The organism is Herbiconiux aconitum, assembly GCF_024979235.1.
GTDB classification, from domain to species: Bacteria; Actinomycetota; Actinomycetes; order Actinomycetales; family Microbacteriaceae; genus Herbiconiux; species Herbiconiux aconitum.
The window spans coordinates 736,544-760,141 of the sequence record NZ_JANLCM010000002.1 but is presented as its reverse complement, the minus strand read 5'-3'; the positions used below and the strand labels follow the sequence as shown (position 1 = coordinate 760,141).

Sequence of the window (23,598 nt, the reverse complement as noted above, 5' to 3'; positions counted from 1 at the left end):
CGGGGGAGCAACTCGTCGCACCGTTCGCCGCAGTAGCAGCGGCGGCGAACCCAACAACAACTCAGTCATAGCGGGCCTCCGCATACCAGGAGCCTCGTTCGAGGGCGAGGAGCCAGGCGGTGCCGTCGGCGTCGACCACCTGGAAGCGGTCGAAACGGCGCCGCGCCGCGGAATCCCACCAGCGCTCGTACACCGGCCACGGACCCGCCCAGGCTTCGAGCGGCCGCAGCTGACGGCCACCGGCTTCAGAGGAGAAGAGGGCGGGTTCTGCCGTCAGCGCACCCCGGGCGGTGACCGCCACCTCCTGCTGCCCAGCGGCCAGCACCAGTACCGCCCGCGGCCGCTCGAACACCGTGGTGGGCAGCGGCGGCGGGACGCTCCCCGGCCAGGGCGCCTGCTCTTCGCTCCGCGCACCGCCGGCACCCGCAACACCCGCCGTGCGGTTCGGCATTCTTCCACCGCGGGCACGGCTTTTCGGAGAGCTGGGTGCAGTGGACTTCTGCTCGATGCGGTCGCCCCAAGGCACCAGGATCTGCCGTTCACGGGGCGATCGACCGCCCCCGATCGAGGCCGTCAGCACTCCCTCGTGCCCCACGATGCTCTGCACGCGGGAGAGGCCGTGGTGGATGCGCTCTTCGGAACCACTGCCCCAGAGCCCGGTCTCGTGCCGAGCACTGTGATCGACGGCCTCGGCGACGATGCGCACCCGGGCGATCGGCGACGAGAGCGCGCTCTCGATGGTGCTGCCGCCCTGCAGCTGCCAGCGCACCCGGTCGACCACATCACCGGCGCTGAACCACCGCGGGTGCAGCCAGCTGCGATCTCGTCGTTCACCGCGTTCGCTCGTGAGTTCGACCCGCAACGCGGTGCAGACGAAGCGGGCGGCCGCCAGATCTCCGATGAAGCGCTCCGCCGCCGCTCGCACTCCGAAGGCCACCTGATCGATACGGTCGAGCGGGGGCTCGAAATCGCTGAGGCTCTCGCGCACCTCGGGTGGGATGCGCGGCACCACCTGACTGCCGTCGAGTCCCGCCGCCCTGGTGTGGGCTCGTGCACCGGGCTCACCGAAGCGGGAACGCACGTCGGCCGCCGGCAGCTCGGCGAAATCGCCGAGCGAGCGGATGCCGAGCCGCCACAGCAGCGTCGTCAACTCGGGCTCGTCGAGCAACTGCAGGGGGAGACCGCGCAGAAACCCGGGTGAACCACCCTCCGGCACGATCCTGATCAGATCGACGCCGGGCAGCCGGGCCGCCTGGTCGGCCGCGAACATCCCGTCAGCCACTCCCACCCGGGCATCCGTCACCCCCAGCTCGGCGAAGCGTTCGAGAAAGGCCAGAGCCGCTGCATGCTCACCGCCGTAGAACCGTGCCGCACCGCGCACGGCCAGGGCGCAGCTGCCCGCGCGCACGATCTGCACGTTCGGACTCATCTCTTCGAGCGCGCTGATCATCGGCTCGAAGGCGCGGTCGACCCGCACCGGGTCGTAGGCGAAGTCGAGCAACTGCGGACTCCGAGCCTGCGCCTCGCGGAGCCGGAGCCCCCGCTTCACCCCGTCGGCACGCGCCGCAGCCGAGCAGGCGAGCACCAGCCCCTTCTCGATCACCGCGATGCTGCGCTCGGGCGACACACCTTCGGCCCCGATGGTCGCCACCACCGGCCAGTCGGGGCACCAGACCACCATCGTGCGCACTGGTGCCGCTCCGCTCCGCACCCCGATCATCCGCCCACCCCCTGCAGGAGGCGGGGCCGGGCGTCCAGCACCGGCCGGAACGACTCGTGCCGGTCGGGCAGCCACAGTCGCGCACGACGAGGCCGGCCCGAGCCCACCCGTGCCGTGGCAGTGACCAGCACCTGCCGCTCGGCGAGATGCCCGTGCCCCACACCGATGCCCGCCCATGAGCTCTCCGCTATGCGCAACGAGGCCTCGCTCTGCGGCCAGTCACCCAGCACGATCAACGTGACTCCGCGCTGCCGGATGCGGGCCTGCAGCCGCGCAATGGCCGAATCGGTGACCCGGCTGGGCGCCCGGGTCACCACCACCCCCACGACGTCGGCCATCGCCGCCGTGACGGTGAGCCACTCCTCGCCCGGATGCGGCACGAGCGCGAGCCGCTCGAGGTCGATGCCGAAGCGCGACGCCGCCTCGACCCCGAAATCGGGCAGCCCGACGACCCCGCACCAGACCCCGTCGGCCGAGGGCCCGGCCATCAGCGCCATCACCAGCGCGGTGGAGGACTCGACCGAGTACGCCGCGCCGGAACGCAGCGAGCCGCCGGGCAGCAACGCCTCGAGTGCCGGATGCGTTCGCACACTCCGGGTGTCGAGCTTGGTGGCTTGCATCTGCTGGATGCGCGACTGGAGCGCACGGATCTCCTCGCCCGCCGGAGCGGGGGAGGAGAGAGTGAGCGCGGCATCCGTCATGCCCTCATGTTCGAATATATGTTCGAATAAGTCAATCCGGTGATGCGGCCTGTGGAGAATCGGATTCTCTCCACAGCCTCGGCTGCTCATCGCCCGGTGTCGGCACCGTGCCCTAGGGTCGAAACATGACCAGCACGACAGTACCGACCCCCGCCGACACCCGACCTCCGACCGCGATCGATGCGATCGCCGAGCGCTGGGTCGACACCGTGGTGGAGCTCGAACCGGTGCTCGGCACCTACATCGGCCGGTCCGAGGTGAACGACCGCTACGGAGACCTCTCACCCGCGGGCCACGAGCGCTACATCGCCGCCGTGAAGTCGGTGCTCGCCGAACTCGACGCTGCAACGCCGGTCGACGAGGTCGACGAGGTCACCAAGACCGATCTGCGCAGCGAACTCGAACTCGCCGTGGCGAGCTCGGAGGCGGGCCTGCAGCTGCGCGACCTGAATGTGATCGACTCGCCCAGCCAGCACCTCCGCGAGGTCTACGACCTCATGCCCACCGCCACGGTCGACGACTGGTCGGTGGTCGCGAAGCGGCTCTCCGCGGTCGAGGAGGCGGTCGACGGCTACATCGTGACTCTCCGCGAGGGCATGCGCCGTGACACCGTCCCGGCTCGCCGCCAGGTGGTCGAGGTGCTCGCACAGGTGCGCAAGAACTCGGGCCCCGACAACTTCTTCACCGAGTTCGCGCAGGGCGCCCGGGTGATTGCCGAAACGGAGATCGAGGCCGAGACGGGTTCGGGTGGCGCCCCCACCGAACTGCCCGCGAGTCTCCGCGCCGACCTGGAGCGGGCTGCGCAGACCGCCGCCTCGGCCTATTCGAAGCTCGCCCAGTTCCTCGAGAACGAGCTGGCGCCGGTCGCCGGCACCCAGGATGCGGTGGGTCGCGAGCTCTACGCGCTGCAGTCGCGTCGTTTCCTCGGCGCCACGATCGATCTCGACGAGACCTACGAGTGGGGCATCGAGGAGCTCGGCCGCATGGTGCGCGAGCAGGAGGCGATCGCCGCGGAGATCAAGCCCGGGGCATCCGTCGCCGAGGCCATCGCTTTTCTCGACAGCGATCCGAGCCGGAAGCTCCAGGGCACGGATGCGCTGCAGGCCTGGATGCAGGCCACCAGCGACCGCGCGGTCGAAGAACTCGGAAAGACGCACTTCGACATCCCTGATGAGATTCGCGCCCTCGAGTGCATGATCGCGCCCACCCACGAGGGAGGCATCTACTACACCGGCCCCACCGACGACTTCTCGCGCCCCGGCCGCATGTGGTGGTCGGTGCCCGACGGCGTCACCGAGTTCGACACCTGGCGCGAACTCACCACGGTCTACCACGAGGGCGTTCCCGGTCACCATCTGCAGATCGGCCAGGCCGTCTACAACCGTGCCAAGCTCAACACCTGGCGGCGCCAGCTCGCCGGAACCAGTGGTCACGCCGAAGGTTGGGCGCTCTACGCCGAGCGCCTGATGGAAGAGCTGGGCTACCTCGACGACCCGGCCGACCGCCTTGGCATGCTCGACGGTCAGCGGATGCGCGCCGCCCGCGTCGTGCTCGACATCGGCGTGCACTTGCAGAAACCGCGGCTCACCGGCTCCGGGGTGTGGGATGCGGAGTATGCCCTCGAGTTCATGCGCCAGAACGTGAACATGAATGACGCGTTCATCCGCTTCGAGGTCAACCGCTACCTCGGTTGGCCCGGCCAGGCTCCTTCGTACAAGGTGGGCCAGCGCATCTGGGAAGAGTTGCGCGACACCCTACGCGCCCGCGAGAAGGAGGCCTTCTCGTCGAAGGAGTTCCACCGCAGGGCTCTCGACCTCGGCGGCGTGGGGCTCGACACCCTGCGCTCGGCCCTGCTGAAGTAGCTGCGGCGTGGTGCGGTCTCCTCGTTCTCCCTACGAACTCACCTCGGGCTCGGCGCTCGACGACCTGCATCCGGTGCTCCGCACGTACTTCGGTGCGATTCCCGCCGGAATGCGTGGCCACGGCAGTGGCGTCTTCGACGTCGTCGGCACGCCGCGCCTCTGGCTGCGTCCTGCCCTGGCGCTGTTGGCGCGACAGGGAATCCTCTTCCCGGTCTGGGAGCAGAACGTTCCCTTCACCGTCGTGAACGGCCCGCTGGTCGACCGCGACGGGCGAACCGCAGTCGTGGCGGTGCGCCACTTCCACTTCCTGGGTGGGGCGCGAACGATGGTCGATGCCATCACCGCCGAGAACCCTGGCGCCGACGGTCTGGTCGATCATCTCGGCCTCGATCGCCGGTTCCGGGTGCGGCTCTCCACCACCGTGGTGCGCGGTGAGCTCCACCTCGTTTCGACGAGCCTCGAACTGCGGATCGGGCGACAGCACTACGCCGTGCCCTCCGCGCTCGCCCCGCGCGTGACCCTGGTCGAACGCTTCGACGATGCGGCTCGCGGGGGAGAGGGCGCCCAGCGCGTCTCCGTCACCGTCGACGCCCCACTGATCGGGCGCATCTACGAATACACGGGCACCTTCACCTACGAGTTGCGGGCAGAAGTCGAAACACGCGTCGACGACGAGGTGGCTGACGACGGCGCCGCGGGCAGCGGCTTCGCCGTAGAAACCGCAGAAACGTCGGAGGGTGCAGAAACCGCAGAAGCCGCAGAGGACGTCGACGACGCCGAAGACGTCGAAGACGCCGACGCGGGCCCCCGATGACCGATCCCCGTCGGGTGGTCATCGCCGGCGCCTCGGGCTTCATCGGCGCGCGGCTGGCGGATGCGTTCCGCGAGGAAGGCGCCGAGGTCGCGTTGATCGGTCGCGCCGGCCCCGATGCACGGTGGAACGACCCGGCCGCGATCGCCGCGCTGGTCGACGGCGCCGACCTCCTGATCAACCTGGCCGGCAAGAGCGTCAACTGCCGCTACGGCCCCGTGAACCGCGCCGAGATCTTCCGCTCCCGGCTGGCGACCACCCGCGCGCTGCACGAGGCGATCGCCGTGGCCGCGCATCCGCCGCGCCTGTGGATCAACTCGTCGACCGCCACCATCTACCGGCACGCCGACGACCGAGCAATGACCGAGTCGACCGGTGAGATCGGCGAGGGCTTCTCAGTGAACGTCGCCACCAGTTGGGAAGAGGAGTTCCTCCGCGGCGGACTGCCGGGCACCCGGCGGGTCGCGCTGCGCATGGCGATCGTGCTGGGCGACGGCGGTGCGCTCACCCCGATCCTTGCGCTCGCCCGTGCCGGTTTCGGAGGGCCGCAGTTCGACGGGCACTGGCCGTCCACCCCGGGGCGCCGCGCCGCCGGAACACATCACCGCTTCCGGCGAGGCTCGAGCGGGGGGCGGCAGAAGTTCAGCTGGGTGCATCTCGACGACGTGGTCAGAATCATCCGATTTCTCGACGCGCATCCCGAGATCGATGGGGCGGTCAATGCCGCCGCCCCGAACCCCACCGACAATCGCACTTTCATGGCATCGGCGCGCCGCGCGGTCGGCGTCTGGTTCGGCCTTCCGACCTGGCGATGGATGCTCGAACTCGGCTCGATCGCCATCCGCACCGAGACCGAGTTGGTGCTGAAGAGCCGCTGGGTCGTTCCCGAACGACTCGAGGCGGCCGGCTACGAGTTCGCCTTCCGAGACCACGAGGGCGCCCTCGCCGACATCGTCGGCAGATCGAACGAGCGGAATGCTCGGAGGCTCCCGGGTGTTGTATGAAACGGCACTGGGAACGCGGCTTGCCGCATCCGGCGCCGCGAAGCTAGACTAAAGCGTCACGCTTGTGACTATCATCCGCCCTGCCAGTTGCGGAATTGCGCTCGTCCCAGAGTGCACAACACATCGAACATCTCGCAACCGGCCCGAACTATGTCCATAACGGAGCAACTACTACATGACAATCGCAACGACCGAAAAGGCAACCAAGCAGGTCGCCATCAATGACATCGGATCTGCTGAAGACTTTCTCGCCGCGGTCGAAAAGACTCTGAAATTCTTCAACGACGGAGACCTCATCGAAGGCACCGTCGTGAAGATCGACCGCGACGAGGTTCTCCTCGACGTCGGTTACAAGACGGAGGGCGTCATCCCTTCGCGCGAACTCTCCATCAAGCACGATGTCGACCCGACCGAGGTCGTTCAGGTCGGTGACTTGGTCGAGGCCCTCGTCCTCCAGAAGGAAGACAAAGAAGGCCGCCTCATCCTCTCCAAGAAGCGTGCTCAGTACGAGCGTGCGTGGGGCGACGTGGAGAAGATCAAGGACGCCGACGGCGTGGTGACCGGTTCGGTCATCGAGGTCGTCAAGGGTGGCCTCATCGTCGACATCGGACTCCGCGGCTTCCTCCCGGCTTCGCTCATCGAGCTCCGCCGCGTGCGCGACCTGACCCCGTACCTGGGTCAGGAGATCGAGGCGAAGATCCTCGAACTCGACAAGAACCGCAACAACGTCGTTCTGTCGCGCCGCGCCCTGCTCGAGCAGACGCAGTCCGAGAGCCGCACCACCTTCCTCAACAACCTCCAGAAGGGGCAGGTCCGCAAGGGCGTCGTCTCGTCGATCGTCAACTTCGGTGCGTTCGTCGATCTGGGTGGCGTCGACGGGCTGGTTCACGTCTCCGAGCTCTCCTGGAAGCACATCGAGCACGCCTCCGAGGTCGTCGAGGTGGGCCAGGAAGTCACCGTCGAGATCCTCGAGGTCGACCTCGACCGTGAGCGCGTGTCGCTCTCGCTCAAGGCCACTCAGGAAGACCCGTGGCAGGTGTTCGCCCGTACCCACGCCATCGGCCAGGTCGCGCCCGGAAAGGTCACCAAGCTGGTGCCGTTCGGTGCGTTCGTCCGCGTCGCCGAGGGCATCGAGGGTCTGGTGCACATCTCCGAGCTCTCCGGCAAGCACGTCGAGCTCGCCGAGCAGGTCGTGTCGGTCGGCGACGAGGTCTTCGTCAAGGTCATCGACATCGACCTCGAGCGTCGCCGCATCAGCCTCTCGCTGAAGCAGGCGAACGACGGCGTCGACCCCGAGGGCACCGAGTTCGACCCCGCACTCTATGGAATGCTCACCGAGTACGACGACCAGGGGAACTACAAGTACCCCGAGGGCTTCGACCCGGAGACCAACGAGTGGAAAGAGGGCTTCGACGCTCAGCGCGAGAAGTGGGAGCAGGAGTACGCCGAGGCTCAGGCTCGCTGGGAAGCGCACAAGAAGCAGGTCGCCGCGTCCAACGCGGATGCCGCTTCGAGCGACATCCCCTCGGGCTCGAACTCGTTCTCGAGCGAGTCGACCGGCGCCGGCACCCTCGCCGACGACGAGACCCTCGCGGCACTCCGCGAGAAGCTCAGCTCGAACAACTAGTCACACTGCAGCACGCATGGATGGCCGTCCCTTCGGGGGCGGCCATCCGGCCGTTAAAGACGATTGATCGGATGCACCTCCCGATAGCATGAGCACGTGTACGTGATCGGACTCACCGGGGGTATCGCCGCAGGCAAGTCGACGGTGGCGCGCCGCTTCGCGGAGCACGGCGCCGTGGTGCTCGACGCGGATCAGCTGGCGCGCGAGGCCGTCGAACCGGGCACTCCCGGGCTCGCCGCCATCCGTGACCGCTTCGGTGATTCCGTGATCGCCGCCGACGGCACGCTCGACCGGCCGGCGCTCGGCGCGGTCGTGTTCGGCGACGAGCAGGCTCGACTCGATCTGAACGGCATCACGCATCCGGAGGTCGCACGGCTTCTGAAGCAGCGGCTCGAAGCCACCCGGGCGGTCGATCCGGATGCCGTCGTGGTGTACGACGTGCCGCTCATGGTGGAGTCGGGCGGGCGCCGCGGCGGTCTGTTCGAGCACGTCGTGGTGGTCGAGTCGCCGGCGGAGATGCGGATCTCGCGGCTCGTGGAGCTGCGCGGGATGTCGCGTGACGAAGCCGAGCGGCGCATCCGGTCGCAGGCCACCGACGAGGAACGGCGGGCGATCGCCGACACGGTCATCGATTCCAGCGGCACCCTCGACCAGACGCTCGAGCAGGTCGACGCCGCGTGGGAGAGCGTGCAGAAGAGGGTGACGCCATGACCGTGATCGATCTGAACGCCGACCTGGGGGAGTCGTACGGCGCCTGGACCCTCGGCGACGACCGCGCGATGCTCGACCTCGTGACGAGCGCGAACGTCGCGTGCGGCTTCCACGCGGGCGACCCCACGCGCATCCTGGACACGCTGCGGCTCGCCACCGCTCGCCGCACCGAGGTCGGTGCCCAGGTGTCGTACCCTGACCTGCGTGGCTTCGGGCGACGCGATCTCGATCTGCCCGCCGCCGACCTCACCGCCGACGTCATCTACCAGATCGGGGCGCTGCAGGGTCTCGCGACCGCCGCCGGAACCCGCGTGCTCTACGTGAAGCCGCACGGCGCCCTCTACAACCGCATCGTGCACGACGAGCGGCAGGCCGGTGCCGTGGTCGACGCGGTGATCGCGATCGATCCGTCGCTCGCGATCGTCGGGCTTCCTGACTCGGAGGTGGGTCGGCTCGCCGAGGCCGAGGGGTTGCGCTTCGTGCCCGAGGCGTTCGCCGATCGCGCCTACCGGCCCGACGGCACCCTCGTGTCTCGCACTGAGGCGGGCGCAGTGCTGCACGATGCCGCCGAGATCGCCGAGCGGATGCTGCGGCTCGCGACCGAGGGCGTCGTCACGGCCATCGACGGCACCGACATCGCCCTCTCGGCCGAGACCATCTGCGTGCACGGCGACTCACCGGGCTCGGTCGCCATCGCCCGAGCTGTGCGCGACGCTCTCGAAGCCTCGGGTCTGTCGATCGCGCCGTTCGCGTCGTCGTCGCGATGACCGGGCGGGCGGCGCCGCGGCCTGCGGATGCTGCTGCGTTCGCGGCCGGACTACGGGTGCTCCCGCTCGGCTCGTCGGCCGTGCTCATCGAGCCGACGGATGCGCGGGGCGTCGTCGAGCTCTACCTCCGATTGCGTGCGACCACGCCGGCCGGCGTGACAGACCTGGTGCCGGCGGCGGTCACGGTGCTCGTCGCCTTTGACCAGGGAATCCTGTCGCGCGGCGCGGTCGTGTCCTGGGCGACCAGCACGGCAACCGCCACCGCAGCGATCGGCGCTGCCGATGACCGCCCGGCAGGAGCGGGGCGCGGGGCCGACGGAGCAAGGGGCCGCAGCGACGTCGCGGGCACGCCAACGGGCGGGATCGGAAGGGACGACGCGGGCGGGAACGCCCCTGGCGCGATCGTGGAGCTGCCCGTGCGATACGACGGGCCCGATCTCGCCGTCGTCGCGGAGCTGAGCGGCGCATCCGTCGACAGTGTGATCGCGGCGCACCTCGACCAGCTCTGGACGGCGGCGTTCATCGGTTTCGCCCCCGGGTTCGCGTACCTCGCTGGTGAAGACGACCGTCTCACGGTGCCGCGGCGGAACACTCCGCGCGCTGTGGTGCCGGCGGGATCGGTGGCGTTGGCGGCGGGATATTGCGGGGTGTATCCGCGGGAGTCGCCCGGCGGTTGGCACCTCATCGGGCGCACGGATGCGGTGCTGTGGGATGTGAAGCGCGCAGATCCTGCGCTGCTCGCGCCGGGCACGCGGGTGAGGTTCGTTCGTGAACGCTGAGGAGTGGGAGGCCGGATCCCCCGAGGCAAGCGGGGCAGCCGCCGCCTTCGAGGTGATGGCCACTGGACCGCTCGCCCTGCTGCAGGATGCCGGCCGGCCCGGATACGCGCACCTCGGCGTGACAACCTCGGGCGCGGCCGACCGCAGTGCCTACGCCGCGGCGAATCGCCTCGTGGGCAACGAACCGGGCGCGGCAGCCATCGAGGCCGTGTTCGGGGGTCTCGAATTGCGCGCATCACGCACCCTGCTCGTCGCGCTGACCGGCGCCTCGGCGGTGGCCACCGTCACGGAGTTCGCGCGCAAGGGCCGTCACTCTGCCGGCGCCGAAGAGACCGACGCCCGCGCGAATGAGGCCAGGTCGCGCATCCCGCACCCGGCCGGTACGTCGTTCGTCGTGTTCGCCGGTGACACGATCGCTCTGGGAGCTCCTGAGGAGGGTCTCCGCTCCTACCTCGCGGTGCGCGGCGGGTTCGCGGGGGAACGAGTGCTCGGCAGCCGCTCCACCGACGTTTTGAGCAGCCTCGGTCCGGCACCTCTGCAGCAGGGTGACGTGCTCGGTCTGGCCGGCGACGAGCGGGGCGCGCCGGGCGACTGGCCGGAGACGACACTCATTCCGCCACCGCTTCCGCGAACCGGGCCGGCCATCCTCTCGATCACCCGCGGCCCGCGCGACGACTGGTTCGGCGAGGCGGGCTGGCGGATGTTGCTGCACGCGAGGTGGACGGTCGGCACCGACTCGAACCGCGTGGGTGTGCGGCTGGACGGCGCCGACGGCGACGACGGCGCCGCGGTCGAGCGGGCGCCGGATCACGCCGGTGAGCTGCCGAGCGAGGGCATGGTCGTGGGCGCGGTGCAGATTCCGCCGAGCGGGCAGCCGGTCGTGTTCCTGCGCGACCACCCCGTGACGGGCGGTTACCCCGTGATCGGCGTGCTCACGACGGCCTCGGTGGACCGCGCGGCCCAGCTGCGTCCCGGCGACGTGCTTCGTTTTCGTGCGGCTTGCTAGTTTTTACGCAAATAGAGAGGACCGACCCCATATAGGGCGCCGGTCCTCTCTATTTGCGTAAAAACTAGCAGCGGCTCACCCGAACAGCATCGCCGCCTCTTCGTAGCGGTGCTGCGGCACCACCTTGAGCTTGCCGAGCGCTTCTTCGAACCCGACGGTCACGATATCGGTGCCGCGAAGCGCCACCATCTGCCCCCAGGCCGAATCCTGCACGATGTCGGATGCCGCCATGCCGAGCCGGGTGGCGAGCACCCGGTCGTAGGCCGTCGGCACACCGCCGCGCTGGATGTGACCGAGCGTGGTCGCCCGCGTCTCGATTCCGGTGAGCTCTTCGATCATGGGTGCGAGCCGCTCGCCGATGCCGCCGAGACGCGGGCGGCCGAAGGCGTCGAGGCCGCGCTCGGAGTGCGGGTCGTCGGCGTGATCGGGCGTGAACCCCTCCGCCACGACCACCAGCGGCGCGCGACCCCGGTCGTTGGCGCTCTGCACCCATGCGGCCACCTGCGCCATGCTCGTCTTCTGCTCCGGGATCAGAATGGCATGGGCGCCCGCGGCCATGCCGGAGTGCAGGGCGATCCAGCCCACGTGGCGCCCCATCACCTCGGCCACCATGCACCGGCTGTGCGAGTCTCCCGTGGTGCGCAGGCGGTCCATCGCCTCGGTCGCGATCTCCACGGCGGTGTCGAATCCGAAGGTGTAGTCGGTGGCGTCGAGGTCGTTGTCGACGGTCTTGGGCACGCCGACTATCTTCAGTCCGGCATCCGTCAGCCGCTTCGCCGCGGCGAGAGTGCCTTCGCCCCCGATCGCCATGATGGCGTCGATACCGAGGCGGTCGAGGGTCTCCTGGATGCGCTCAGGGCCGCCGTTGCCTTCGAACGGGTTGGTGCGCGAGGTTCCGAGAATGGTGCCGCCCTGCTTGGCGATGCCGCGCACGTGGCTGCGCTCGAGCGGGAGGATCTCGCCCTTCACGACCCCGCGCCAGCCGTCTTTGAAGCCGACGAACTCCTGCCCGTTGATCTCGGTGCCTTTGAGCACTGCTCCACGGATGACCGCGTTCAGTCCAGGACAGTCTCCGCCGCTGGTCAGGATGCCGATTCTCATGTGTGTCTGCCTCGAGGTGGTGGTGAGGGGATGCGCCGCCATGACGCTGAGAGCGAGCACCGACCATGATGTCGGTGGCCCTCCCTAAACTTAATGCATGGAACCCACTCGCTCCGTACACCCCTTCGAGGTCATCAGCGACTACACGCCGAGTGGCGACCAACCGGCCGCCATCGCCGAGTTGGCGGGCCGCATCAACGCCGGTGAGACGGATGTCGTGCTCCTCGGCGCCACGGGAACGGGCAAGTCGGCCACCACTGCGTGGCTCATCGAACAGGTGCAGCGCCCCACACTGGTGCTCGCGCACAACAAGACCCTGGCCGCCCAGCTGGCCAATGAGTTCCGCGAGTTGATGCCGAACAACGCGGTCGAGTACTTCGTCTCCTACTACGACTACTACCAGCCAGAGGCCTACGTGCCGCAGACCGACACCTTCATCGAGAAAGACTCCTCGATCAACGCCGAAGTCGAGCGCCTCCGGCACTCCACCACGAACTCGCTGCTCAGCCGTCGCGACGTCGTGGTGGTCTCGACCGTCTCCTGCATCTACGGCTTGGGCACGCCCGAGCAGTACCTCAACGCGATGATCGCTCTCCAGGTCGGCCAGAAGGTCGACCGCGACTGGCTCATCCGACGCTTCGTCTCGATGCAATACCAGCGCAACGACATCGACTTCTCGCGCGGCAACTTCCGGGTGCGCGGCGACACCATCGAGATCATCCCGATGTACGAAGAGCTCGCCATCCGCATCGAGATGTTCGGCGACGAGATCGAAGGTCTCTACAGCCTGCATCCGCTGACCGGCGAGATCGTGCACAAACTCGACAACGTGTCGGTGTTCCCCGGTTCGCACTACGTTGCCGACACCAACGTGATGCATCGCGCCATCGAGACCATCCAGACCGAGTTGCACGACCGCCTGGCCGTGCTCGAACGCGAGGGCAAGCTCCTCGAAGCCCAGCGGCTCCGGATGCGCACGACCTTCGATCTCGAGATGATGCAGCAGATCGGCTTCTGCTCGGGCATCGAGAACTACTCCCGCCACATCGACGGGCGGATGCCTGGTGAAGCACCGCACTGCCTGCTCGATTACTTCCCCGACGACTTCCTCGTGGTGATCGACGAGTCCCACGTCACGGTGCCGCAGATCGGCGCAATGTACGAGGGCGACTCCTCGCGCAAGCGCACCCTGGTCGACCACGGTTTCCGCCTGCCGAGCGCGCTCGACAACCGGCCGCTGAAGTGGAACGAGTTCAAGAACCGTGTGGGCCAGACCGTCTACCTTTCGGCCACGCCCGGCAAGTACGAGATGGGCATCGCCGACGGGGTGGTGGAGCAGATCATCCGCCCCACCGGCCTGATCGACCCGACACTCGTCGTGAAGCCCTCCAAGGGACAGATCGACGACCTGCTCGAAGAGATCCGCATCCGCGCCGCGAAAGACGAGCGCGTGCTGGTCACCACCCTCACCAAGAAGATGGCCGAAGAGCTCACCGACTTCCTCACCGAGGCCGGCGTGCGGGTGCGTTACCTGCACTCCGACGTCGACACCCTGCGCCGCGTCGAGCTGCTCACCGAACTGCGGATGGGTGTGTACGACGTGCTCGTCGGTATCAACCTGCTGCGCGAGGGCCTCGACCTGCCCGAGGTGTCGCTGGTGGCCATCCTCGACGCCGACAAGGAGGGCTTCCTGCGCTCCTCGACCTCCCTCATCCAGACCATCGGCCGCGCGGCGCGCAACGTCTCCGGCGAGGTGCACCTCTACGCCGACAAGATGACCGACTCGATGCGGCTGGCGATCGATGAGACCGACCGGCGGCGCGAGAAGCAGGTGGCCTACAACACCTTGCACGGCATCGACCCGCAGCCGCTCCGCAAGCGCATCGCCGACATCACGGAGGCGCTGGCCCGCGAGGGTGCCGACACCGCCGAGCTGCTGCGCGAGCGCTCGGGCCGCGGCAAGAAGAGCCCCACTCCGAACCTCCGCCGCGAGGGCATCGCGGCGGCCGGCGCGAACGATCTCGAGTCGATCATCGCCGACTTGAACAGTCAGATGCTCGAGGCGGCGGCCGAACTCAAGTTCGAGCTGGCCGGGCGACTGCGCGACGAGGTCTCCGAGCTCAAGCGCGAACTCCGGCAGATGGAGAAGGCCGGCCACATCAGCTGACCCCCTTCGCTGGGAAACGACCGGATGCGCGGGGCCGAGATTCCCGCCAATCCGCGGCGGGCGATGTTGCCGTGAGCGTAATCCGACGCCAGTGTCGGAGGGTCGACATAGACTTTCGGGGTGTCGATTTCGAGCATAGATTCCGTTGATTCCATCGCCCCGCGTCCCGTTCCGGTTCCGGTCGAGCCGGTGGAGTTCCGCCATGGTTCCAGCGGAAAACTGAGCGTCCACGGCGCCCGGGTGCACAACCTGCGCGACGTCGACATCGAGATCCCACGCGACTCCCTCGTCGTGTTCACCGGGCTGTCGGGTTCCGGCAAGTCGAGCCTCGCCTTCGACACCATCTTCGCCGAGGGTCAGCGCCGCTACGTCGAGTCGCTGAGCGCCTACGCCCGTCAGTTCCTCGGTCAGGTCGACCGGCCCGACGTCGACTTCATCGAGGGGCTCAGCCCTGCGGTGTCGATCGATCAGAAGTCCACGAACCGCAACCCGCGGTCGACGGTGGGCACGATCACCGAGATCTACGACTACATGCGGCTGCTCTGGGCGCGCATCGGCATCCCGCACTGTCCGATCTGCGGTGAGACCATCTCGGCTCAGACCGTGCAGCAGATCGCCGACCAGCTCATGGAACTCGAGCCGGGCATCCGCTACCAGATCCTCAGCCCCGTCGTCTCGCAGAAGAAGGGCGAGTTCGTCGACCTGTTCAAAGAGCTCTCCGCGAGCGGCTACTCCCGGGCGATCGTCGACGGTGACCTCATTCAGCTGACCGAGCCGCCGAAGCTCAAGAAACAGATCAAGCACGACATCTCGGTCGTGGTCGATCGCCTGGTGGCCGGCCCCGAGATCCTCGGGCGGCTCACCGACTCCCTCGAGACCGCTCTGCGGCTCACCGACGGGCTGGTGCAGATCAACTACGTCGACGAGAACGGCCCCGAGGCATGGCAGACCTTCTCCGAGAAGCTGTCCTGCCCCAACCAGCACCCCATTCAGCTCACCGAGATCGAGCCGCGAACCTTCTCGTTCAACGCGCCGTTCGGCGCCTGCCCGGAATGCTCCGGCCTCGGCACGCGGATGTCGGTCGACCAAGACCTCCTGCTGGGCGACGAAGACCTCAGCATCAACGACGGCGTGATTATCCCGTGGACCACGCAGGGCAAGGGTCTCTTCCAGTACTACGAGAAGCTACTCGAGGGCCTGGCCCGCGATCTCGACTTCTCGCTGAGCACGCCGTGGAAGAAGTTGAAGCCCGACGTGCAGGAGGCGATCCTGCGCGGCGACAACTTCGAGGTCAAGGTCAAGTGGAAGAACCGCTACGGCCGTGAGATGAGCTACACCTCGGGCTTCGAGGGAGTGATGCCCTACATCGAGCGCCAGTTCCTCCAGGCCGACTCCGATTCGCAGCGTGCGCGCTGGGGCGAATACCTCCGCGAGGTGCCCTGCCCCGTCTGCGACGGCAAGCGTCTGAAGCCCGAAGTCCTCGCGGTCACCGTCGATTCGCACAGCATCGCGGATGTCGCGGAGCTCAGCCTGATCGAAGCCCAGTCGTTCATGGGCAAGCTGAACCTGACCGACCGTGAGGCGATGATCGCCGCCCAGGTGCTGCGCGAGATCAAGGCACGTCTCGACTTCTTGATCGAGGTCGGCCTGAACTACCTCAGCTTGTCGCGCGCGGCCGGGTCGCTCTCGGGCGGCGAGGCTCAGCGCATCCGTCTTGCCACTCAGATCGGCTCGGGCCTCACCGGGGTGCTCTACGTGCTCGACGAACCGTCGATCGGTCTGCATCAGCGCGACAACCGGCGCCTGATCGAGACCCTGGTGAAACTGAAGAGCCTCGGCAACACGCTGATCGTGGTGGAGCACGACGAAGACACCATCCGCACGGCCGACTGGATCGTCGACATCGGTCCCGGCGCCGGTGTGAACGGTGGAACCGTCGTTCATTCGGGTCACTACGACGAATTGCTCGCGAACACCCGCTCGCTCACCGGAGACTACCTCTCGGGTCGCAAGTCGATCGAGACGCCGAAGAAGCGTCGCCCGATCGACCGGAAGCGGATTATCACGGTCGTCGACGCCGAAGCCAACAACCTCAAGAAGGTCACGGCCGACTTCCCGCTCGGCGTGATGACCGCGGTCACCGGCGTGAGCGGATCGGGCAAGTCCAGTCTCGTCAACGACATCCTTTACCGGGTGATGGCCAATCAGCTGAACGGAGCGCGCAAGCTCCCGGGCAAGCACAAGCGCGTCACTGGGCTCGACAATCTCGACAAGGTGGTGCACGTCGACCAGGCGCCGATCGGCCGCACCCCGCGCTCGAACCCGGCGACGTACACGGGCGTGTTCGACCGCATCCGCACCCTCTTCTCCGAGACCGCGGAGGCCAAAGCCCGTGGCTACCTGCCGGGCCGGTTCTCGTTCAACGTCAAGGGCGGCCGCTGCGAGGCCTGCTCGGGCGACGGCACGATCAAGATCGAGATGAACTTCCTGCCCGACGTCTACGTGGCGTGCGAGGTCTGCGGTGGTGCGCGCTACAACCGCGACACCCTGGCCGTGCACTACAAGGGCAAGAACATCGCCGAGGTGCTCGACATGCCGATCTCCGAGGCGGCCGAGTTCTTCGAGCCGATCTCCGCGATCCACCGCTTCCTGAACACCCTGGTCGAGGTGGGCCTCGGCTACGTGCGTCTGGGCCAAAGTGCCACCACGTTGAGCGGCGGCGAGGCGCAACGCGTGAAGCTCGCCACCGAGCTGCAGCGGCGGTCGAACGGCCGTAGCATCTACGTTCTCGACGAGCCGACCACCGGTCTGCACTTCGAAGACGTGCGCAAGCTCTTGCTGGTGCTCAACAGTCTGGTCGACAAGGGAAACACGGTGATCGTGATCGAGCACAACCTCGACGTGATCAAGTCGGCCGACTGGCTGATCGACCTCGGTCCCGAAGGTGGATCGGGCGGCGGAACCATCATCGCCACCGGCACCCCGGAGAAGGTCGCGAAGGTCGAGGCGAGCCACACCGGTCGCTTCCTCAAAGAGGTTCTGGCGGCGCCGGCCAAACGCTGACCCGTCGCGAGTGGCCTGCTCACGCGGTCAGCGCACGAGGTCAGCGCACGCGGTCAGCGCAGCCGGAGCGACGCGAGGAGTCCGTCGGCCTCGACGAGGTCGATGCCGGCCGTTGCTCCCACGCAGCGGGGGAGCGGGCCGCCATCGGGTTCTCCGATCCGCTCCAGCCTGATGACCAGCCGACGCGGTTCGACACCGTAGCGATACTCGATCTCGTCTCCGACGTCGATGAGCAGCTCGCCGAGTTGCACGTCGTTCTCGTCGATCCGATCGTCTTCAGCGTCATCCGTGTCGGCAACGACCCCGACGCCCGCTCCGGCAGAGGCATCGCTCGTGACCCGGCCGAAGGACGTGAACACGGTGTCGGGCTCGCCCGCCACCGTGAACTCGTGGGGCTCCTCGTTCGGCCAATCCAGGCTCAGCTGGGCGGCGAGGTGCAGCTCTCCGAGATCGGACTCGGCGGCCAGCAGCAGCCGTCGCCATTCGGCCGGCTCCGTGCCGACGACGGCGACCTTCACCTGCAGGGCGGTTCCGGCCGGGTGCGGATTGATCACGTCGTCGTCGAGGAGGCCCAACTCGTCGGCGATCTCCACGACCGCATCGGCCAGTGCCGGTCGCAGGTCCTCCGGCGTCTCGAAGCGGTCGATTCCCGACGTCTTGACCCGTTCGATCAGCCCGTCCCCCTCGAGGAGGGCCAGCATCCGTGTCGTGTCGACGTCGGCCATTCGGGCCTGGTCGACGGTGGCACCGGCTGCGGTGTCGAGCATCGCCTGGATGCGCTTCTCCGACCTCTCTGGCAGCAAGCCCGGATCGACGGCCACGCAGAGCAGACCGATGACGCGTTGAACCGCCACGTCGCCCGGTTCGGTCGAATCGACGCCTCCGAGAACGTCCCGCAGACGCCCGAGCAGCGCTTCAGGCGTGCGCAAAGGCGGGGCCAGGGTCTCCAGGGCAGCGCGGGCTCGATCCACCGGAACGTCTTCGACCTCGTCGAGGGAGTCCACGAGGAACCCGAGCAGCGCCGTGCTCAGTTCGAACGCAACTTCGAGGAGCTCCGCGCTCTCGTCGATCTCATCGTCGGTGCCCGACCAGGAGCCGGTCTCCACGGCGAAGTCGAGGTAGTGCTCGAGCGTCTGGATGACATCCGGCAGCTCGCCTGCGCGCTCGGGATCGTCGTCGATGCCGGCGAGCAGGCCCTCAAGCACCGGGGCGGTCGGGGCGTGCAGCGCGCCCCGGCTACGGTCGAAGAGATCGCTGAGCAGCGCAACGGTCCGGTCGGTCGGAAGGTGGTCGTCTCCGACGGACACCAGGTGCCGCGCATACCAGCGCTCGAAGGCGATCAAGACGGCCTTCGTGGCGGTCGCCGTCGAGCCGGCCGCGCTCCGACGCACGGGTCGCCGAGGTTGTCGACGCTTGACACCCATCACGCACCTGCTTCCTGTCCGCTCATCGCGTACTCCACACCGATCGTAGACGCGCTCGATGTCGGCGCCGGATGCGAGAATTGGATCAACCATGGCAAACACTGTTTCGTACCGCCCGAAAGCGGGGGAGATCCCCACGCAACCAGGCGTCTATCGTTTCAAAGACGCATCCGGGCGCGTGCTCTACGTCGGCAAGGCGAAGAACCTCCGGGCGCGTCTCAGCAACTACTTCGCACCCCTCCGCAGCCTGCACGAACGCACCCGGCGCATGGTCACCACGGCCGCGGGCGTGGAGTGGACGGTGGTGGCGACGGATGTCGAGTCGCTGCAGCTCGAATACACCTGGATCAAGGAGTTCGACCCGCCCTTCAACGTCAAATTCCGTGACGACAAGACCTACCCCTTCATGGCGGTGACGCTGGGCGACGAGGCACCGCGGGTGATGGTGACGCGCAACCATCGCATCAAGGGCGCCCGTTACTTCGGGCCCTACCCGAAGATCTGGGCGGTGAAAGACACCATCGACTTGATGATCAAGGCGTTCCCCATCCGCACCTGCTCCGATTCGAGCTACAAGCATGCGATGCAGACCGGCCGGCCGTGTTTTCCGGGCCAGATCGGTCGCTGCGGCGGCCCGTGCTCCGGCCGGGTGACGATCGAGGAGCATCGCGAGATCGTCGACGACTTCGTGGCGTTCATGGCGGGCGGCGACTCCCGCTTCGTGACGGCGGCGCGCAAGAACATGAAGAAGGCCTCCGAGCGGCAGGACTACGAGGCGGCCGCGAAGTACCGCGACCAGTTGCAGGCGCTGGAAGCCGTGCTCGCGAAGAGCGCGGTCGTGCTGCGCGACGGTGTCGACGCCGACGTCTTCGGGGTGGAGCACGACGAGTTGGCCGCCAGTGTGCAGCAGTTCATCGTGCGCGGTGGGCGCATCCGCGGTGAGCGTTCGTGGACGGTCGACAAAGAGATCGACGTCGACACCGCCGAACTGGTCGACTCGATCCTGCAGCAGGCCTACGAGGGCGATGTGCCGCCCCGCGAGATCATCGTGCCGGCCCTGCCCGACGACACGGCCGAGCTCGAGACCTGGCTGGGGGAGCGGCGCGCGAAGGGCAAGGTCGTGCTGCACACGGCGCAGCGCGGCGAGAAGGCCGCTCTCATGCAGACCGCGTCGATGAACGCGAAGAACAACCTCATGCTCTACAAGACCCGCCGCTCCTCCGACTTCGTGGCGCGGTCGCAGGCGCTCACCGACATCCAGGAGGCGCTGGGAATGACGGATGCGCCGCTCCGGATGGAGTGCTACGACGTCTCGCACCTGGCCGGCACGAACATCGTCGCCTCGATGGTGGTGTTCGAAGACGGCCTGGCCCGTAAAGACCAGTACCGCCGTTTCTCGATCGCCGACTCAACCGACGACACCGAGTCGATCTACCAGGTGATCACGCGGCGTCTGGCCTACCTGAAAGACCAGCCGGCCGAGGCTGCGACGGATGCGTCGGCGCTTCCCGACCAGACCTTCACCGAGGGCGAAGGCCCCGATGAGAGCACTGCGGAGGAGCTGGTCGTGCAGGAGCGGAGGAAGAAGTTCGCCTACCCGCCGAATCTCCTCATCGTCGACGGCGGGCAGCCGCAGGTGAACGCGGCGGCGCGGGCCCTCGAGGAATCCGGGGTGCAGGGTATCTTCCTGGCCGGCATCGCGAAGCGGCTCGAAGAGGTCTGGCTGCCCGACACCGATTACCCGGTGATCCTGCCGCGCGGCAGCGAGGCCCTGTTCATGATCCAGCGCATCCGAGACGAAGCGCACCGCTTCGCCATCACCCACCAGCGGGCCAGGCGCAAGCGCGACATCTCGAGCGTGCTGAGCGAGGTTCCCGGGCTCGGCCCGTCGCGGGTGCGCGAGCTGCTGAAGCACTTCGGTTCGGTGTCGGAGTTGAAGAAAGCCGACTCGGCGGCCATCGCCGAGGTCAAGGGAATCGGACCGACGCTGGCGGAGAGCATCCGTTCGACCCTGTCTCGGTGACCGATCCGTGCCGATAGGCCTACTCCTGTCGATAGGCTAGACACACGATCCCATTTCGAAGCGAAAGCGCACGATGACCCCGGAACCACCCCAGCAACAGGAAGTGCTGATCGTCACGGGCATGTCCGGTGCGGGTCGTTCGACCGTCGCCAACGCCCTCGAAGACCTCGGCTGGTACGTGGTCGACAATCTGCCGCCGCAGATGCTGCGGCCGCTGGTCGATCTCGCCGAGCACGCCGGGTCGACTCTGCCGCGCATCGCCGCCGTGGTGGATGTGCGCGGTCGCGACTTCTTCTCCGACCTGCAGGAGATCATCAAAGACCTCCGTGGCGGCATCCAGTTGCGCGTTGTCTTCCTCGAGGCCACCGATCAAGCGCTGGTGCGGCGCTTCGAGCAGGTGCGGCGCCCCCATCCGCTGCAGGGCAACGGCACGCTGCTCGACGGCATCGGCGCCGAGCGCTCGCGGCTGAGCCCCATCCGCGAGTCGAGCGACATCGTGATCGACACCTCCGATCTCAACATCCACCAGCTCGCCACCGTGGTGCAGGAGCGGTTCTCGGCCGCCGACACCGCGGGAGTGCAGGTGACCGTGATGAGTTTCGGTTTCAAGTACGGCGCTCCCACCGACGCCGACGGGATCGCCGACGCGCGGTTCCTGCCGAACCCGTTCTGGGTGCCGGAGCTCCGCGCCCACACCGGCCTCGACTCCGACGTGAGCGAATACGTGCTCGGCCAGTCCGGTGCGCGGGAGTTCGTCGACGCCTACGCCAAAGCACTCGAACCCGTTCTCGCGGGGTATCAGCGGGAGAACAAGCGGCACGCGACCATCGCCATCGGCTGCACGGGCGGCAAGCACCGCTCCGTCGCCATCGCGCGTGAACTCGCCGAGAAGATCGGCACGTTCCCCGGGGTCGTCGTGAACGTCAAACACCGCGACCTCGGTCGGGAGTGACTCCGCGGCCGGGGCGAGGGATTCGTGTTCCTCCCATTCGGTGAACAGCACGTGAAAGAATGCCCGTCAACAGAAGAAGGTTTGCATATTGGCACTCACCGCCGACGTCAAAGACGAACTGGCCCGCGTCGCGGTCAGTAAGACGACAGTGCGGGCCGCCGAGCTCGCGACGGTCCTGCGGTTCGCCGGGGGACTGCACCTGATCTCCTCGCGGATCGCGATCGAGGCCGAGCTCGACACCGCCGACATCGTGAAGCGCGTGCTCCGCGACCTCGCCGAGCTCTACGGAGTGAAGGGTGACGTGTCGATGATCGCGCCCTCGGGCGTGCGTCGTGAAGGCACCTACCTGGTGCGGGTGCTCGACGGCGGCGAGACACTGGCCCGCCAGACCGGACTGCTGGATGCGCGCCGCCGGCCGATCCGCGGGCTCCCGAATCGTCTCACCACCGGTGGCCGCGACGACCTCGCGGCCGTCTGGCGGGGCGCATTCCTGGCCGCGGGATCGTTGACCGACCCCGGTCGCTCGGCGGCCCTCGAGGTGACCTGCCCCGGCAACGAGGCCGCGATGGCCCTCGTCGGCGCGGCCTCGCGGCTCGGCGTCTCCACGAAGGCGCGCGAGGTGCGCGGAGTGCATCGCGTGGTCATCCGTGACGGTGAGGCGATCGCCGCGATGCTCGGCATCATGGGTGCTGCGAACACGGTCACCAAGTGGGAGGAGATGCGCCAGCGCCGCGAGGTGCGGGCCACAGCCAACCGCCTGGTGAACTTCGACGACGCGAACCTCCGGCGTTCGGCGCAGGCCGCCGTCGCCGCGTGCGCACGTGTCGAGCGGGCCATGGAGATCCTCGGCGACGACATCCCCGAGCACCTGAAGTACGCGGGCGAGTTGCGCCTGGCGCACCGCGATTCCAGCCTCGACGAGCTCGGCCATCATGCCGATCCGCCGATGACGAAAGACGCCATCGCCGGCCGCATCCGCCGCCTCCTGGCGATGGCCGACAAGCAGGCCACCGACCTCGGTATCCCGGGCACCGAAGCAAACCTGCCTCCCGATCTCGACGACTGATCCTCCCAGCGGAACGCAATAGACTGGAGAGGTCACTCACAGCCGCCGCGAATCGGGTCGGCGGCCTCTATCACGAGGAGATCATCACAATGGCTGAGTACACTCTGCCGGAACTGCCGTATGACTACGCGGCACTCGAGCCGCACATCAGCGGCAAGATCATGCAGCTCCATCACGACAAGCATCACGCCACCTACGTCGCGGGCGCGAACACCGCGCTCACCTCGCTCGCCGCGGCTCGCGAAGCCGGCGACCTCGCCAACGTCAACAAACTCGAGAAAGACCTCGCGTTCAACCTCGGCGGCCACGTCAACCACTCCATCTTCTGGACGAACCTGACCCCCGACACGCAGACGCCCGAGGGCGAGCTCGCGGCGGCGATCAACGACGCCTTCGGTTCGTTCGAGAAGTTCCAGGCCCACTTCACCGCCGTGGCACTGGGTGTCCAGGGCTCCGGCTGGGCTGTGCTCGGCTACGACGTGATCGGCGGCAACATCACCGTCTTCCAGCTCTTCGACCAGCAGGGCAACATTCCCTTCGGCGTCGTGCCGCTGTTCATGCTCGACGTCTGGGAGCACGCCTACTACCTCGACTACCTGAACGTGCGCGCCGACTACATCAAGGCCGTCTGGAACATCGCCAACTGGGCGAACGTGGCCGAACGCCTCTCCGCGGCCCGCGAGAAGACCTCCGGCCTGCTGGTACTGTCGTAGCGACGCAGGATCCCGCCGGGGCGCGTCATCGACCGCCCCGGCGTCCCTCTCCCCAGCTACCCACCACCCTGCCCTCCCGGGCCCCAGCAACAGGAGCACTA

The 23,598-nt window shown here is 67.8% G+C and carries 18 protein-coding genes; 14 read left to right on the top strand and 4 right to left on the bottom strand.

Translation table 11 applies throughout. The features are described from left to right. Window positions 1–61: 61 nt before the first annotated feature. Together N1027_RS15110 and imuA' are read right to left on the bottom strand one after the other, a co-directional pair. A complete protein-coding gene (locus tag N1027_RS15110) occupies window positions 62–1,720 on the bottom strand; it encodes a DNA polymerase Y family protein (protein ID WP_259508956.1) in 1,659 nt (552 codons plus the stop codon). After that, window positions 1,717–2,421, bottom strand: a complete 705-nt coding sequence (imuA', locus tag N1027_RS15105) for a DnaE2-dependent mutagenesis accessory factor ImuA' (RefSeq protein WP_259508955.1) — start codon at window positions 2,419–2,421, stop codon at window positions 1,717–1,719. Before imuA' ends, N1027_RS15110 begins: the two co-directional genes overlap by 4 nt. A 125-nt stretch (window positions 2,422–2,546) precedes the next feature. On the opposite strand from imuA', the gene N1027_RS15100 reads away from it, so the two are divergent. From N1027_RS15100 to N1027_RS15065, 8 genes are all read left to right on the top strand, one after another. Continuing rightward, entirely contained in the window at window positions 2,547–4,283 is a 1,737-nt protein-coding gene (locus N1027_RS15100; protein ID WP_259508954.1) for a DUF885 domain-containing protein, read from the top strand. Window positions 4,284–4,290: 7 nt separating this feature from the next. After that, the gene (locus N1027_RS15095) at window positions 4,291–5,097 is read left to right on the top strand and encodes a DUF4166 domain-containing protein (RefSeq protein WP_259508953.1); all 807 of its coding nucleotides are present in this window, start codon (window positions 4,291–4,293) and stop codon (window positions 5,095–5,097) included. Continuing rightward, a complete protein-coding gene (locus tag N1027_RS15090) occupies window positions 5,094–6,098 on the top strand; it encodes an epimerase (protein ID WP_259508952.1) in 1,005 nt (334 codons plus the stop codon). Before N1027_RS15095 ends, N1027_RS15090 begins: the two co-directional genes overlap by 4 nt. A gap of 175 nt (window positions 6,099–6,273) precedes the next feature. Then, window positions 6,274–7,725 (top strand): 30S ribosomal protein S1, encoded by a 1,452-nt coding sequence (gene rpsA / locus N1027_RS15085; RefSeq protein WP_259508951.1) that lies wholly within the window; start codon window positions 6,274–6,276, stop codon window positions 7,723–7,725. A 96-nt stretch (window positions 7,726–7,821) separates the two neighbouring features. Next, window positions 7,822–8,436: a dephospho-CoA kinase gene (gene coaE, locus N1027_RS15080; RefSeq protein WP_259508950.1), complete on the top strand. Its 615-nt coding sequence runs from the start codon at window positions 7,822–7,824 to the stop codon at window positions 8,434–8,436. After that, entirely contained in the window at window positions 8,433–9,203 is a 771-nt protein-coding gene (locus N1027_RS15075) for a LamB/YcsF family protein (protein WP_259508949.1), read from the top strand. The genes coaE and N1027_RS15075 overlap by 4 nt, the downstream gene beginning before the upstream one ends. After that, window positions 9,200–9,982: a 5-oxoprolinase subunit B family protein gene (locus N1027_RS15070; protein ID WP_259508948.1), complete on the top strand. Its 783-nt coding sequence runs from the start codon at window positions 9,200–9,202 to the stop codon at window positions 9,980–9,982. The genes N1027_RS15075 and N1027_RS15070 overlap by 4 nt, the downstream gene beginning before the upstream one ends. Continuing rightward, complete coding sequence (locus N1027_RS15065; RefSeq protein ID WP_259508947.1) at window positions 9,972–10,988, top strand: 5-oxoprolinase subunit C family protein; 1,017 nt, start codon at window positions 9,972–9,974, stop codon at window positions 10,986–10,988. The genes N1027_RS15070 and N1027_RS15065 overlap by 11 nt, the downstream gene beginning before the upstream one ends. Before the next feature lie 75 nt (window positions 10,989–11,063). Here N1027_RS15065 and N1027_RS15060 read toward each other — a convergent pair whose 3' ends face one another. Then, window positions 11,064–12,089: an ATP-dependent 6-phosphofructokinase gene (locus N1027_RS15060; protein ID WP_259508946.1), complete on the bottom strand. Its 1,026-nt coding sequence runs from the start codon at window positions 12,087–12,089 to the stop codon at window positions 11,064–11,066. Between the two features lie 97 nt (window positions 12,090–12,186). On the opposite strand from N1027_RS15060, the gene uvrB reads away from it, so the two are divergent. Both uvrB and uvrA read left to right on the top strand, forming a co-directional pair. Continuing rightward, window positions 12,187–14,256 (top strand): excinuclease ABC subunit UvrB, encoded by a 2,070-nt coding sequence (gene uvrB, locus N1027_RS15055; protein ID WP_259508945.1) that lies wholly within the window; start codon window positions 12,187–12,189, stop codon window positions 14,254–14,256. Between the two features lie 189 nt (window positions 14,257–14,445). Then, window positions 14,446–17,319: an excinuclease ABC subunit UvrA gene (uvrA, locus tag N1027_RS15050; RefSeq protein ID WP_259510422.1), complete on the top strand. Its 2,874-nt coding sequence runs from the start codon at window positions 14,446–14,448 to the stop codon at window positions 17,317–17,319. A 53-nt stretch (window positions 17,320–17,372) separates the two neighbouring features. Here uvrA and N1027_RS15045 read toward each other — a convergent pair whose 3' ends face one another. Continuing rightward, entirely contained in the window at window positions 17,373–18,743 is a 1,371-nt protein-coding gene (locus N1027_RS15045; RefSeq protein WP_259508944.1) for an IS1096 element passenger TnpR family protein, read from the bottom strand. Window positions 18,744–18,834: 91 nt separating this feature from the next. On the opposite strand from N1027_RS15045, the gene uvrC reads away from it, so the two are divergent. The 4 genes from uvrC to N1027_RS15025 all read left to right on the top strand — a co-directional run bounded on the left by uvrC (window position 18,835) and on the right by N1027_RS15025 (window position 23,497). Next, window positions 18,835–20,766 (top strand): excinuclease ABC subunit UvrC, encoded by a 1,932-nt coding sequence (gene uvrC / locus N1027_RS15040; RefSeq protein WP_259508943.1) that lies wholly within the window; start codon window positions 18,835–18,837, stop codon window positions 20,764–20,766. 73 nt (window positions 20,767–20,839) lie between these two features. After that, window positions 20,840–21,718, top strand: coding sequence for an RNase adapter RapZ (rapZ, locus tag N1027_RS15035; protein ID WP_259508942.1), 879 nt, complete (start codon window positions 20,840–20,842; stop codon window positions 21,716–21,718). A gap of 88 nt (window positions 21,719–21,806) precedes the next feature. Then, a complete protein-coding gene (whiA, locus tag N1027_RS15030) occupies window positions 21,807–22,784 on the top strand; it encodes a DNA-binding protein WhiA (RefSeq protein WP_259508941.1) in 978 nt (325 codons plus the stop codon). Between the two features lie 89 nt (window positions 22,785–22,873). Beyond that, window positions 22,874–23,497 (top strand): superoxide dismutase, encoded by a 624-nt coding sequence (locus N1027_RS15025; RefSeq protein WP_259508940.1) that lies wholly within the window; start codon window positions 22,874–22,876, stop codon window positions 23,495–23,497. The last annotated feature ends 101 nt before the right edge of the window (window positions 23,498–23,598 follow it).